Origin of the sequence: Burkholderia sp. AU45251 (assembly GCF_030482905.1) — a bacterium.
GTDB lineage: Bacteria > Pseudomonadota > Gammaproteobacteria > Burkholderiales > Burkholderiaceae > Burkholderia > Burkholderia aenigmatica.
The window spans coordinates 249,115-262,406 of record NZ_JAUJQH010000005.1; the positions used below are offsets into that span (position 1 = coordinate 249,115).

At 68.9% G+C, this 13,292-nt stretch carries 13 protein-coding genes; 8 read left to right on the forward strand and 5 right to left on the reverse strand.

Translation table 11 applies throughout. From position 1 onward, the window contains the following. From QZM67_RS14550 to QZM67_RS14565, 4 genes are all read left to right on the forward strand, one after another. Nucleotides 1-1,812, forward strand: coding sequence for an ABC transporter permease (locus tag QZM67_RS14550; RefSeq protein WP_301804299.1), 1,812 nt, complete (start codon nucleotides 1-3; stop codon nucleotides 1,810-1,812). An 11-nt stretch (nucleotides 1,813-1,823) separates the two neighbouring features. Beyond that, nucleotides 1,824-2,681 carry an ABC transporter ATP-binding protein gene (locus QZM67_RS14555; RefSeq protein WP_301804154.1) on the forward strand — a complete coding sequence of 286 codons (858 nt, stop codon included), beginning with the start codon at nucleotides 1,824-1,826 and terminating at the stop codon, nucleotides 2,679-2,681. Then, complete coding sequence (locus tag QZM67_RS14560) at nucleotides 2,678-3,442, forward strand: ABC transporter ATP-binding protein (protein ID WP_301804155.1); 765 nt, start codon at nucleotides 2,678-2,680, stop codon at nucleotides 3,440-3,442. The genes QZM67_RS14555 and QZM67_RS14560 overlap by 4 nt, the downstream gene beginning before the upstream one ends. Nucleotides 3,443-3,539: 97 nt before the next feature. Further along, on the forward strand, nucleotides 3,540-3,986 hold the full coding sequence (locus QZM67_RS14565; protein ID WP_301804157.1) for a hypothetical protein: 447 nt from the start codon (nucleotides 3,540-3,542) through the stop codon (nucleotides 3,984-3,986). 37 nt (nucleotides 3,987-4,023) lie between these two features. Here the strand turns inward: QZM67_RS14565 and QZM67_RS14570 are convergent, their stop codons facing one another. Together QZM67_RS14570 and QZM67_RS14575 are read right to left on the reverse strand one after the other, a co-directional pair. Next, on the reverse strand, nucleotides 4,024-5,445 hold the full coding sequence (locus QZM67_RS14570) for a sensor histidine kinase (RefSeq protein WP_301804161.1): 1,422 nt from the start codon (nucleotides 5,443-5,445) through the stop codon (nucleotides 4,024-4,026). After that, entirely contained in the window at nucleotides 5,432-6,097 is a 666-nt protein-coding gene (locus tag QZM67_RS14575; RefSeq protein ID WP_011356119.1) for a response regulator transcription factor, read from the reverse strand. The genes QZM67_RS14570 and QZM67_RS14575 overlap by 14 nt, the downstream gene beginning before the upstream one ends. Before the next feature lie 140 nt (nucleotides 6,098-6,237). Here QZM67_RS14575 and QZM67_RS14580 point away from each other — a divergent pair, with 140 nt between their 5' ends. The 3 genes from QZM67_RS14580 to QZM67_RS14590 all read left to right on the forward strand — a co-directional run bounded on the left by QZM67_RS14580 (nucleotide 6,238) and on the right by QZM67_RS14590 (nucleotide 8,833). Then, on the forward strand, nucleotides 6,238-6,387 hold the full coding sequence (locus QZM67_RS14580; RefSeq protein WP_175024696.1) for a hypothetical protein: 150 nt from the start codon (nucleotides 6,238-6,240) through the stop codon (nucleotides 6,385-6,387). Continuing rightward, on the forward strand, nucleotides 6,384-7,400 hold the full coding sequence (locus QZM67_RS14585; protein ID WP_301804168.1) for an ABC transporter substrate-binding protein: 1,017 nt from the start codon (nucleotides 6,384-6,386) through the stop codon (nucleotides 7,398-7,400). Before QZM67_RS14580 ends, QZM67_RS14585 begins: the two co-directional genes overlap by 4 nt. A gap of 122 nt (nucleotides 7,401-7,522) precedes the next feature. Beyond that, entirely contained in the window at nucleotides 7,523-8,833 is a 1,311-nt protein-coding gene (locus QZM67_RS14590; RefSeq protein ID WP_301804171.1) for an MFS transporter, read from the forward strand. Nucleotides 8,834-8,845: 12 nt separating this feature from the next. On the opposite strand, the gene QZM67_RS14595 is transcribed toward QZM67_RS14590, so the two are convergent. The 3 genes from QZM67_RS14595 to QZM67_RS14605 all read right to left on the reverse strand — a co-directional run bounded on the left by QZM67_RS14595 (nucleotide 8,846) and on the right by QZM67_RS14605 (nucleotide 12,464). Continuing rightward, nucleotides 8,846-9,520 (reverse strand): hypothetical protein, encoded by a 675-nt coding sequence (locus QZM67_RS14595; RefSeq protein ID WP_301804173.1) that lies wholly within the window; start codon nucleotides 9,518-9,520, stop codon nucleotides 8,846-8,848. Nucleotides 9,521-10,038: 518 nt separating this feature from the next. After that, the gene (locus QZM67_RS14600) at nucleotides 10,039-11,823 is read right to left on the reverse strand and encodes a sensor histidine kinase (protein WP_301804176.1); all 1,785 of its coding nucleotides are present in this window, start codon (nucleotides 11,821-11,823) and stop codon (nucleotides 10,039-10,041) included. Further along, nucleotides 11,820-12,464: a response regulator transcription factor gene (locus QZM67_RS14605; protein ID WP_043178295.1), complete on the reverse strand. Its 645-nt coding sequence runs from the start codon at nucleotides 12,462-12,464 to the stop codon at nucleotides 11,820-11,822. The genes QZM67_RS14600 and QZM67_RS14605 overlap by 4 nt, the downstream gene beginning before the upstream one ends. A 322-nt stretch (nucleotides 12,465-12,786) precedes the next feature. Between QZM67_RS14605 and QZM67_RS14610 the strand changes: the two genes are divergently transcribed. Then, on the forward strand, nucleotides 12,787-13,239 hold the full coding sequence (locus QZM67_RS14610; RefSeq protein ID WP_089453620.1) for a hypothetical protein: 453 nt from the start codon (nucleotides 12,787-12,789) through the stop codon (nucleotides 13,237-13,239). The last annotated feature ends 53 nt before the right edge of the window (nucleotides 13,240-13,292 follow it).

The window sequence follows — 13,292 nt, forward strand, 5'->3', positions numbered from 1 at the left end:
ATGGTTTCCTGGCTCGACTACACGCTCAACGGCCTCATCGTCGGCAACATCTACGCGCTGCTCGCGGTCGGGCTCGCGCTGATTTTCGGCGTGTCGCACCTGATCAACTTCGCGCACGGCTCGGTCTACATGGTCGGCGCATTCATCGGCTGGCTGTGCCTGACGCGCTTCGGGCTGCCGCTGCCGGTCGCGCTCGCGGCGGTCGTGGTCGGCTGCGGCGCGCTCGGCGTCGCAATCGAACGGATCGGGTTGCGGCCGCTGCGCCACGCGGCACGCATCGCGCCGCTGCTCGCGACGATCGGCATCAGCTTCATCCTCGACCAGCTCGCGCAGCTCGCATTCGGCGCGGACCCGCGCGCGGTGCCGACGCCGCTGCCCGATTGGCATCTGCGGATCGCCGGCGCGACGCTCGGCTCGCTGGACCTGCTGATCGCGGGCATCGGCATCGCGGCGGCCGCGCTGCTGTACGGCTTCCTGCGTTTCACGCGGCTCGGCTGGGCCGTGCGCGCGACCGCGCAGGATCGCGACGCGGCGCTGCAGATGGGGGTCGACGTCGACCGCGTGAACCAGACCGTGTTCGCGATCGCGTGCGCGCTCGGCGGTGTGAGCGGGCTGCTGGTCGGCATGTACTACAACAGCATCGACCCGGCGATGGGTTTCCAGGCCACGCTGAAGGGCGTGGTCGCGCTGCTGATCGGCGGGCTCGGCAATGTGCCGGGCGCGATCGCCGGCAGCCTGCTTCTCGGTCTCGTCGAAAGCTACGGCGTCGCGCTGTTCGGCACGAGCTACCGCGACCTGTTCGCATTCGGACTGCTGATCGTGTTCCTCGTGTGGCGGCCGAACGGGCTGTTCAGCGCGAACCGCGCGCTGCCGCCCGAGCCGATGACGGGCACCTTCCTCGCGGCCGCGAAGGCCGTGCGCGTGCCGCGCCCGGTACTTGTCGCGCTGACCGTGCTGGCGGCCGTGCTGCCATGGCTCGGTGCGTCGCCGTACGTGTTGCAGACGCTGACCAATGCGTGGCTGTACGGGCTGCTCGCGCTGAGCCTCACGCTGGTGGCGGGCACGGTCGGGCAGATCTCGCTCGGCCACGCGGCGCTGCTCGTGATCGGCGCGTATGCGTCGGCGCTGCTGTCGTCGGATCTCGGCTGGTCGCCGGCCGTGACGATTCCGTGCGCGGGCGCGATCACTGCCGTGCTCGGCACGCTGCTCGTCTATCCGGCGTTTCGGTTGCGCGGTCACTACGTGTCGATCGCGACGCTCGGCATCGGTGAAGTGGTGAGCCTCGTGATCCTGAACTGGGACGGCCTCACGCGCGGCCCGCTCGGCATCACCGGTATCGCGCCGCTGCCATGGGCGACGACCGCGCGTGCCGCGTACTGGTTCACGTTCGCGGTGCTCGTCATGTTCGCGCTCGTGCAGGTGCGGCTGCTGCGCTCGCATCTCGGCCGCACGCTGCGCGCGGTGCGCGAGGATGACGTTGCCGCGCGCGCACACGGCATCGCGCCGAATCGCTACAAGGCGATCGCGTTCGCGGTCGGCGGCGTCGCGGCCGGTGTGAGCGGCGGGATCGCCGCGCACCTGTACAGCTACATCAATCACCAGACCTTCGATTCGCAGGTGTCGATCCTCGCGTTGACGATGGTGATTCTCGGTGGGCTCGGCAACGTGCTCGGCGGCATCGCCGGCGCGATCGCGCTGATCGGGCTGCCGGAACTGTTCCGCTGGGCGGCCGACTACCGGATGCTGATCTATGGCCTCGTGCTGCTGCTGCTCGTCCGGTTCCGGCCGCAGGGCCTGCTCGGCACGGTGTGAGGAGACCTGCGATGACCACCCATCGACCCTTGCTCGACGTGCAGGGCCTGACGCGCCGCTTCGACGGCGTGACCGCCCTCGACGGTGCGAGCCTGGCGCTCGCCGACGGCGAGCTGCTGAGCGTGATCGGGCCGAACGGCGCAGGCAAGTCGACGCTGTTCAACCTGATCGCGGGCGCCGACCGGCCCGATGCCGGCCGTGTGACGTTCGACGGCGGCGACATCACGGGCACGGCGCCCGAACGCCTCGCGGCGCTCGGCATCGCGCGCACGTTCCAGCACGGCCGCGTGTTCGGCAACCTGAGCGTGCTCGACAACGTGCTGATCGGCGCGCATGCGCGGCTGCGCGCGGCGCGGCCGGGCTGGCCCGCGCTCGGCGCGGCGGCCGAGGTGCTGCGCGCGCTCGTGCGGCCCGCGGCGGTGCGGCGCGAGGAGGCCGCGCTGCGCGACGAGGCGCGCGCGATCGTCGCCGGGTTCGGCGAACGGCTCACACCACGCATCGATCATCCGGCGCACAGCCTGTCGTATGCGAACCGGCGGCGCGTGGAGATCGGCCGAGTGCTCGCGCTGCATCCGCGGCTGCTGCTGCTCGACGAACCGACGGCGGGGATGAACGAGACGGAAACGGCCGAGATGCTGCAACTGATCCAGTCGCTGAAGGCGCGCGGTCTGACGATCCTGCTGATCGAGCACAAGCTCGAACTCGTGATGCGCGTGTCCGACCGCGTGATGGTGCTCGACAACGGCGTGAAGATCGCCGAAGGTGCGCCGCGCGACGTGCGGCACGATCCGCGCGTGATCGAGGCGTACCTCGGCCGCCGCCATGCAGGTGGCGCGCCGGCCGAACGCGCGGCACAGGCGGCCGCATGACCGCACTTTCTTCCGGACCCGATACGACCATGACCGACGCGCTGCTGAAACTCGAACACCTCGATACGTTCTATGGGCCGGTGCAGGTGCATTTCGACGTGAACTTCGAAGTCGGCCGCGGGCAGATCGTCAGCCTGCTCGGCGGCAACGCGAGCGGCAAGTCGACGACGATGAAGCTGATTCTCGGGCTGATGCGGCCGCGTCGCGGCGTCGTGCGCTTCGACGGCGACGACGTGACGGCGCTCGCGACGCCGCAGCGCGTGCGGCGCGGGATCGCGGCCGTGCCCGAGGCGCGGCGGCTGTTCGGCGACATGAGCGTGCGCGAGAACCTGCTGATGGGCGCGTACACGCGTGGCGACCGCACGGCGGTGACGGAAGACTACGAACGCGTGCTCGACCTGTTTCCGCGTGTGCGCGAGCGGTTGACGCAGCGCGCGGGCACGCTGTCGGGCGGCGAGCAGCAGATGCTCGCGATGGCGCGCGCGCTGATGGCGCGGCCGAAGCTGATCTGCATGGACGAGCCGACGATGGGGCTGTCGCCGCTCTACGTCGACAAGGTGCTGGAGCTGATCGACGCGATCAACCGGCAGGGCGTGACCGTGTTCATGGTCGAGCAGAACGCGAGCCTCGCGCTGGAGATCGCGCATTACGGGTACGTGCTGCAGACGGGGCGCGTCGTGCTCGAAGGGCCCGCGAAGGCGCTGCTCGACGACGAGCGTGTGCGCGATGCGTATCTCGGCGGGGAGGTGGTGGCAGCGTGAGCGGGCGTGGCGGGCGTAGCGAAAAACCACGATGCACGCCGGATTGTCAGGTAGATTGACGCTCAGTCGCCATTACCGCCACCGGGAGCGCCGCGCCATGTTGACCTATTCCGTTCAGAAAGTCGGCTACGCATTCGATCAGCTGGATCCGCAGGGTGCGACGGACTGCGCGTCGTTCACGCAAGCGTTCGACGCGTTCCCGTGGGCGGCGCAGCATGCCGAATGGGACGACACGCAGGAAGGCCCGTTGCCGGCTCTCGTACTGCAGCATGCCGACGATCAGCGGGAATTGTGGGTGACTGCGCTGAGCAACGCGCAGTCGGACGGTTTCCAGCTGAATGCCGTCTCCATGCGCATGAAGAAGGGGCTTTTCGGGATCGGCAAGGGAAAGCTGGAGCAGCATGTCGACACGATCGACGTCGATACGCGCGCGGACGTCGACACGTTGTGCCGGCTGTTCTGCGATCGTCAGTACGACGAGCTGGACGGGCTGGTCGCGCGGCATGCGGAGCGCAACCGCGTCGACGACGACAGCGGCGATTGAGCGCCTGCCGTACATGAGCCGGTGCGGAATCGTCGGCTCATGGTTGCGCCGCGCCGCCGCCCGCCGCGCGCGGAAACGTCAGCACCACCGCGAACCCGCCCGCATCGGGAAGCGCAAACCCGATGCGCCCGCCATGCGCCTTCATCACTTCCTGCACGATCGCGAGCCCGAGGCCCGACCCCGTGCGCCGCTCGCTGCCGTCCGGCGCGATCCGCACGAACGGCTGTAGCGCCGCGTCCCAATGTTCGCGCGGAATCCCGCGACCGTTGTCGGTGACGGTCAGCGTCACCGCATCGCCGGTGTCGTCCTGCGTCGCGACCGAGACGACGATGTCGTCCGCATGCCCATGCAGCAGCGCGTTGTGCAGCACGTTCGACAGCGCTTCCTGCAGGCTGATCGCATCGCCGTCGATCCAGGCGAGCGGCGCGTCGCTTGCGAACGCGACGGCCACATCGCGCTCGCCCGCGAGCGGAATCGTGCGGCCGAGCACGTCCTTCGCGAGCGCGACGAGTTCGACGGGTTGCAACGGCACGGCTTCGGTGCGATGAATCACCATCGCGTGATTGAGCAACTGGCCTGTGAGCCGCCCGACATCCGAGCAGGTCGCGCGCAGCGCGTCGAGCCGCGCCGCGTGTCGCGCGGGATCGGCTTCGCCGTCGAGCAGCTCGATCTGCGCGTCGAGTCGCGCGAGTGGCGTGCGCATCTGGTGTGCGGCATCGGCGATGAAGCGTTGCATCGCGTTGATCCGCTCCGCGAGGCGGCGCATCAGCCCGTTGATCGACCCGATGATCGCGTCGATCTCGCTCGGCGTGTCGACGGCCACCGGCCGCAGGTCGGCCGGGTCGCGCGCGGCGATGATCGTGCCGATTTGCGCGAGCGGGCGCAGGCCGCGCCGGATCGCGAGGCCGCTCGCGCCGATCGCGAGCACGCTCATCAGCAGGATCAGCGTCCACACCTTGAAACTCATGTCGTTCGTGAGTTGCTGGCGCGCGTTGGTGGTTTGCGCCACTGTCACGAGCGCCCAGCCCGGCGTGCTTTCCTCGGGCATGTAGCGCGCGATGGTCGCGGTGCGGATCCGGTGTCCCTGGTACATGCCGTTCGCGAACGCGGGGCCCTGTTTCGCGGCGGCGAGCGTTGCGGGGCTCGCGAGATCGTTGTAGCCGGCCACGACGATGCCGCGCGAATCGACCACCTTGTAGTAGACGAGGTCGTAGCGCGACAGCGTCGACAGCGCGGCCACCGGCGGATTCAGCGCGAGCACGCCGCCCTGCACGTAGAGGTTTTCCGCGACCTGGATCGATGCGCCCGCAAGCAACTGGTCGTACGCGCGGTCGGCCGCGACGCCCGCGTAGTAGCGCGCGATTGCCGCGAGCGCGAGCGCGCCGGTCGCGACGACGAGCGCGATGAAGAGCAGCGTGCGCCCGAACAGCGTCTTCGGGAACCAGTCAGTGCGCCGCAATCTGATACCCCATCCCGCGCGCGGTGCGAATCTCGACCGAGCTGCCCTGCAGCTTCTTGCGCACGCGTGTCACGTACTGCTCGACCGCGTTCGCGGTCGGCTCGTTGCCGAAGCTGAACAGCTGGTTCAGCAGTTCGTCCTTCGAGAAGATCCGCTGCGGCCGGCTCGCGAGGATTTCGAGCAGTGCGAACTCCTGGCGCGACAGCGACAGCGGCTGGCCGTCGAGTTCCGCGAGGCGGCTGCTGCGATCGATCACGAGGCCGCCGAGCGTCAGCACGTCGTTCGCATGGCCGCTGTTGCGGCGCAGGAGCGCCTGCACGCGCGCATCGAGCTCGCGGTAGTCGAACGGTTTCACCAGATAGTCGTCGGCGCCGAGGCCGAGGCCGCTCACGCGGTCGTCGATCGCCGAGCGCGCGGTGACGAGCAGCACGGGCGTCGTGCTGCCTGACGCGCGCAGGTGGCGCAGCACCGTGAAGCCGTCCATGCCCGGCAGGTTCGCGTCGAGCACGACGAGGTCGAAACGCTCGACGCGCAGCAGCCCGTTCGCGGTCGCGCCGTCGGTTTCGAGATCGACGGCATGGCCGAGCCGCGCGAGGCGGTTGCGGATCGCCGCGCCGATTTCGGCATCGTCCTCCACGACGAGAATGCGCATGGTGCCGTTTCGCAGGTGGGTGGGTTAGGGGTTTTCCCGGGGCCGGGATGTCAGCATTTTCTCAGACTCGGTCGATAACCTGTGTCGAGCCGGACGTTGCAAGGACGGTCATTAATACCAGAACCACAGGAGACGGCAACATGCAGCAGCAAACGGGCGCGACGAGCGCGCGGCGCAGCGCGCCGCCGGCCCGCGCTCGCCGGTGCGGCGAAGCGGGCCGCAGCCGCATGGCGGTCGATACGATGGCGTTCGCGGCTCATGCCGCGCGTGCCGGGAAGGCCGGCGCATGACGACGTCGCCCCGCCGTCGCGCATTGATTGCCGCCGGGCTCGGCGCGCTGGCCGCGCCGTCGCTCGTGCGCGCGAAGCCGCGCACGGTACGGATTTCCAAAGGCTATGGCGTGCTGTACCTGCCGCTGCTCGTGATGGAGAAGCAGCGGCTGTTCGAGCGGCATGCGGCGCGCCACGGCGTGCGTGATGTCGCGGTCGACTGGGTGCTGCTCGATGGCGGCAATTCCGTCAACGACGCGATGATGGCCGGCACACTCGATTTCGCGGGCGCCGGCGCACCGGGTTTCATCGAGCTGTGGGCACGGGCACGCGGCATTCCGAATGTCGAGGTGATCGGCATCAGCGGGCTGTCGACCACGTCGCTGTCGCTGAACACGAACCGGCCGGGCCTCGTGTCGCTGCGCGACTTCACGCCGTCCGACCGGATCGCGGTGCCCGGCATCCGCACGTCGCTGTCGGCGGTGGTGCTGCAGATGGTCGCGAGCAAGCAGCTCGGCCCCGCGCATTTCGCGCAGCTCGATTCGATCACCGTGAGCCTGCCGCATCCGCAGGCGATGCAGGCGCTGATTCGCCACGAGAACGGCGTCACCGCGCATTTCACGTCGCCGCCGTTCTCGACGCTCGAGCTGCGGCAGCCGGGCATCCACCGCGTCGTGAATTCGGTCGATGTGCTGGGCCCGCTGACGCACGACGTCGTATTCGCGCCGAAGCGGCTCGTCGATACGGAGCCCGCGCTCGCCGTCGCGTTTCTCGGCGCGCTCGACGAAGCGAACCACCTGATCGCGCGGGATCCGCGCGCGGCAGCCACGCTGTATGCGGCATCGTCGGGCATCGGCGTGTCGCACGACGACGTGATGCAAATGCTCGCCGCGCCCGACACGCGCTTCTCGGTGCTGCCGAACCAGCTGATGGACTACGTCGAATTCCTGTACCTGGCCGGCACGATCAAGGCGAAGCCGCGTGCGTGGCACGAGATGTTCGCACCGATGCTCGACGTCTACCGGTCGGGCTGATATCGCCGCGCCCTTTCATCGAAACACCCCGCGCCCGCGCGATCGTCGCGCGCGGTGCCGACTCAACCCCGATCCAACCGGTACGTAACCGCTATGCAACCGATTCTCGCAAGGAGCCCGAAGTGAATGCCACCGACACCCTGGACCCCGCGTCCGCCGAAGAACAGCGCATCATGTCGAAGATGGCGCGGCGCCTGCTGCCCATCCTCGTCGTGATGTTCCTGATCGCGTTCATCGACCGGCAGAACGTCGGCTTCGCGAAGCTGCAGATGGTGCACAGCCTTGGCATGACGGAAGCCGCGTTCGGGCTCGCATCGTCGCTGTTCTTCATCGGCTACCTGCTCTTCGAGGTGCCGAGCACGCTCGCGCTGCATCGCTACGGCGCGCGCGTGTGGCTCGCGCGGATCATGCTGACGTGGGGGCTCATCACGGTGCTGATGGGCTTCACGACGTCGATGCCCGCGTTCTGCACGTTGCGCTTCGTTCTCGGCATCGCCGAGGCCGGTTTCTATCCGGGCGTGATCTACTACCTGACGCTGTGGTTTCCGCAAAGCTATCGCGCGAAGGTGCTCGGCATCTTCACGCTCGGCAGCGCGCTCGCGAACATGCTCGGCTCGCTGGTCGGCGGCGTGTTGTTGAGCCTGAACGGCGTGTGGGGGCTCGCGGGCTGGCAGTGGGTGTTCGTGGCGACGGGTATCCCGGCGGTGATCGTCGCGGTCGTCGTGTTCCGCGTGCTGCCCGCCTCGGTGCGCGATGCACGTTTCCTCGACGACCGCGAGAAGCAGATCGTCGAGGCCGCGCTCGAACGCGAGAAGCCCGCTCAGGCCGAGCATGGGCAGCCGTGGAAGGCGCTGCTCGATCCGCGCGTGATGCTGTTCGCGGCGACCTACATGCTGATGTCGACGTCGCTGTACGGTGTGACGTACTGGCTGCCGACGCTCGTGAAGTCGTTCGGCGTGTCGAGCGCCACGAACGGTTTCCTGAGCATGCTGCCGTGGGCACTCGCGGTGCTGCTGCTGCTGTGGCTGCCGGCGAAACTGCGTCGCGCGAAGAGCATCCTGCGCACGATTGCGATCGTCGCGGCGCTGGGCGCGCTCGGCTTCCTGCTGAGCCTCGTGCTGCCGTCGACGCCGCTGCGCTTCATCGCCCTGGTGCTCGGCGGCGCATGCATCCCGCTGCTGTATCCGTGCTTCTGGTCGATGCCGCCGCGCTACTTCACCGGCGCGCGGGCGGCGGCGAGCGTCGCGGCGATCAACTCGATCGGCAACCTCGGCGGCTTCTTCAGCCAGAACCTGATGCCGTTTGCCGGCAAGGTGACGGGCACCGCGTTCGGGCCGATGATCGTGCCGATCGTGTGTCTCGCGCTGCTCGGGATCGGCGCGCTGGTCGCGTGGACGCGGTCGGAGCGGGGGATGGTGGCGGCGCGGGCGTGACGGCGCGCGGCCTCATCGTATCGTCAACTGGTCCCCGACGAACGAGAAGTTGGCCGAGGCGTGCGTGTTCGACAGCAGGTACTTGAGCGCGTCGATGTCCGGCGCGGTCGTCGTGAAGTGCCTGTCGCCGTCGAAGATGAAGTCCCACGTGACGATGTGGTTGGTGTCGGGATCGGCCACGTGGATCTCCTTCAGCGACGCGAGCGGATACGCGCGCTCGTGCCAGTCGAACAGGTGCCGGACGTAGAGGTGATCCGGCGTGACGATCTCGTAGCGCCGCAGGAACGGTATCGCGATGAGGAGCAGCACGGCGGTCGTGACCAGCCCCTGGCGGGCTGCACGCCACACGACGGCCCGCGATGCGCGACCGCGCGGCTTGGTGCGGTAGTGCCGGTAGGCGGACGGTACGATCAGCCACGCGGCGAACCACCACGCGATCGCGATGAACCCGAGCGGCATGTTCATGAACGGCACCGAACAGGCGGCGATGAGGGTCGTCGGAAAGTCGAGGAACCGTGCGGTCGACACGAACCCGAGCGCGATGTAGCTGCCGGCCGGATGCGGGATGAACACGGCCGTCGTCAGGGCCTGCAGCGCGAGCAGGATGGGCCAGCACAGTAGCGATACGGCCAGCCAGCCAACCAGGGCGGCGAGAAAGCAGAGTGGATAGCTCAGGATGGATTTCATCGTGGTGGAGGCGCGAGGTCCGGACGGCCGACGCATCGGCGCGAGAGCGAGACGGGACGGGACGGGACGGTGACAAATTGTAGCGTTGTGCCGAAGCGGATCATGCGGGCAATGTTGCCTTGGGCCGGCCGGCGGCCGGGCACGACCATGCGGCGCATGCGTCACGGTCGGCAGGCTGGCATTTTGCGCATCCTGCCGATGCGTTACGAGGCGTCGCAGGTGTGGCGCATGGAGCGGGCAATGAAAACGACGACGATGAATATGTTGGGCGATGGCATTTCGCGCCGACGCATGCAGCGCGAGTTTGTCGCGCGAGGCCTGGTATCGCGCAACGAGGCGTGGCGGACCGGTGAATACATCGATGCCGCACACGTCCTTGCGGAACTCGAGCGCAGGCTGGAAGCGGCACGCGCGACGAAGGCCGTCGATCAAGTCGGCGGATCAGGCTCGTACTTTACCGCGCAGGCAGCGATCGTCGCTATTCGGCACCCGCCCGCACCACCGCCTTCTCCGGGTATCTACCCGCGCGCGCCCCCATCCCCGCCATGCGCAACCGTCACCTGCGCATGCGACAGCGGAATCTCCACCTCGACCGTCGTCCCTTCGCCGAGCGTCGTTGCGATCCGCAGCGTGCCGCCGACGAGATACGCGCGCTCGCGCAGCCCGACCAGCCCGAACGATCCCGACTTGCGCGGCACGCCGGGATCGAACCCCGCGCCGTCGTCGCGAATCGTCAGCGCGATCGCATCGTTCGCATGTACGAGTTCGACGTTCGCATGCGATGCGGCCGCGTGTCGCGCGACGTTCGCGAGCGCTTCCTGCGCGATGCGGAACACCGTGGTCGCGTAAGGCTCGTCGAGCTGCAGTTCGGGCGGGTCGACATGCAGCGCGCATTCGATGCCGTGACGGTGCCGGAAATCTTCCACGAGCCATTGCATGGCCGCGGCGAAGCCGAGATCGTCGAGCATCAGCGGGCGCAGGTCCGACGCGATGCGGCGCGTCGCGGCCACCGCGCCGCGCGCCAGCGCGTGCATCGCGGCGATCTTGCGCGCCAGCAGCGCGTCGTCCTGCGGCACGCGGTCGATCAGCCATTCGAGGTCGTTCTTCAGCGTCGCGAGCGTCTGCGCGAGTTCGTCGTGCAGCTCGCGTGCGATGCGGCGCTGCTCGGCTTCGCGTGCGCTCGCGCTGATCGCGGCGATCTCGCGCAGCTCCTCGCGCGACGCCTGCAGCGCGCGCTCCGCACGCACGCGATCCTCGACTTCGCGCCGCAGGTCGCGGTTCGACGCACTCAGTTGCGCGGTGCGCGCGGCGACGCGCTGTTCGAGCCGTTCGTTCGCGTCGTTCAGCTGCGCGCTCTTCTGCACGACGAGCAGGTGCTGGTAGCGCGCGCCGGCCAGCGCGCGCACCGTCTGCGCATGCAGCCGACCGTTCTCGAACAGCATCGCGAACAGCACGACGCCGGACGCGACGAGGCCGTACGCGCGCCCCGCGTAGAAGCCGAGGTCGTAGCGCCCGTGATTCAGCATCGACGACAGCGCGATGTCGAACAGCCATGCGACCAGCACCGTCATCACCCACAAGTCGAGCACGGAATGGCGTCGCCGGCGCTGCCACATCAGCATCAGCGCCACCAGGTTCAGCCCCCAGACGATCGTGATCGCGTTCGTCATCGTCGCGGCCATCCGGTTGCCGTTCATGATGCGCGGCAGCAGGTCGTGGCCGGCCGTCGCGAGCAGCGCGAGCACGGCCGTCGCGCCGATCGCGGCCGCGATGCACAGCACCACGGGAATCGCCGCGCGGCGCTGCGGGGCCGGGATCGGGCCGGCCGCACGCGATGTCGCGCGCAGCAGCGCATACGCGGCGACCGCCAGCGGAAAGCCGCCGTGCCAGAACAGGTACAGCCACGCGGTGGTCTGGTCGCCGGCGCCGAGCAGGCCGGTCGGCGCGAACAGCCCGGGAAAGGTCAGCATGTGGGTGCCGGCCATGAAGCCCGTGAACAGGTAGCCGCCCGCGAGCACGAGCAGCGGTTTCTCGCGCAGGATCGCGTACTGGCCGAGCAGCAGGCCGGCCGTCACCATGTCGTTGACGACGATCGCCGACTGGTACACCGGGATGAACGCCCAGCCCGGTGCAAGCGGTCTGCTCGCGAACGGCGCAAGCGCGGCGAAGATCACGGCGGACACGAGCACGGTAGCAAGCGCGAGCCGCCGTTCGCGCCGGCCCGGCGGCAGCGACGACATGAACAGGCGCGACGCGTCCGGGGTGTCGTCGTCCGGGGGCGGGACGCGGAGGGCGGCGGTCATGCGTCGCCGCCGGGGTCGAGGTCGTGGCGCACCGCGTAGCGGATCAGCGCGGCTTCGTGCGGCAGCTCCATCTTCTCGAGGATCCGTGTCTTGTACGTGCTGACCGTCTTCGCGCTCAGCGCGAGTTCGGTCGCGATCTGCGTGACGGTCTGGCCCGCGACGATGCGGCGCATCACGTCGAGCTCGCGCGCGGACAGCCGTTCGTGCGGCAGCGCCGCGGCCGGCGCGCGCAGCGTCAGCGCGAGGCTTTCGGCCGCCGACGGGCTCACGTAGACGCCCCCCGCCGCGACCTTGCCGACCGCCTCGACAAGCTCGGCGGTCGCGCTGTCCTTCGTCAGGTAGCCGGTGGCGCCGGCCTTGAACGCGCGCGCCGCGTACTGCGCTTCCGCGTGCATCGTCAGCACGAGCGTGCGCAGCGACGGCGCGTGGCGCTTCACCAGCTGGATCAGCTCGATGCCGGTCGGCGCGGGCATCGACAGGTCGAGCAGCAGCACGTCGGCGGCGCCGCGCTCGACCAGCGCGAGCGTGGCCGAGCCGTCGCTCGCCTCGCCGACGATTTCGAAACCGCCGGCCGTTTCCAGGATGTGACGCAGTCCGTCCCGCATGACTGCGTGATCGTCAGCCAGAATTACCCTGATCATCTAGCGATCCTCTTCGGGATGACGCCGCGCACCGTTGTCCGGTGGTCGCCGCGGCTGTTCTTCCGACCAATATATTCCGCCGAATCCGAAAACGGTACACATCCGGGAAATTTTCGAGATAGTCGACCGCGGAATGTGTACTGAAACGAAATAATCCCAGGGAAAAGGTACGCGGCGAAGCGGGTGCGAATCCGGGTATTCCCTGATCGGTGCGGCAACCGGGACAGAACGGCGCGACGTGTCGCGAGCCGCCCCGCGAGTCGCCCCGATTCGGGACTAAACTGGTGCCCGATGCCACGACAACCGCCCGAGGAGCCCCCCGATGATCGATCTTGCCGATATCCTGCCGTCCGCACTGCCCGCCGCCGTTGCATGGGCCGAAGCGGAGGCGGCGCGCGGGATCGCGCAGGGCGCAGCGCTGACGCCCGCGCAGGCCGACGACGCGCGCACGGTCGGCGTCGCGCAGCCCGAGCAGATCCGCGTGGTGATCGTGGACCGCATGCCGTTTCCCGAGATGCCTTCTCTGGCCGCGATCGCCCGCGACACGGGGCTGCTGTCGCCGGGCACGATCGGGCTCACGCTCGGTCATGCGGTGTACGTGCTGCGCGGCCAGGACACGCGCCGCCTGCTGACCCACGAATTCCGCCATGTGCATCAGTACGAGGCCGCCGGATCGATCGGCGCGTTTCTCGCGCGCTATCTGCAGGAGATCGCGACGGTCGGCTATCACGACGCGCCGCTCGAGGCGGACGCGCGGCAGCACGAGTTCGACTGACCCGTCACGCCGGCGCGATCGCGCGCAACGCCCGATGAACGTTCCCCATGCCA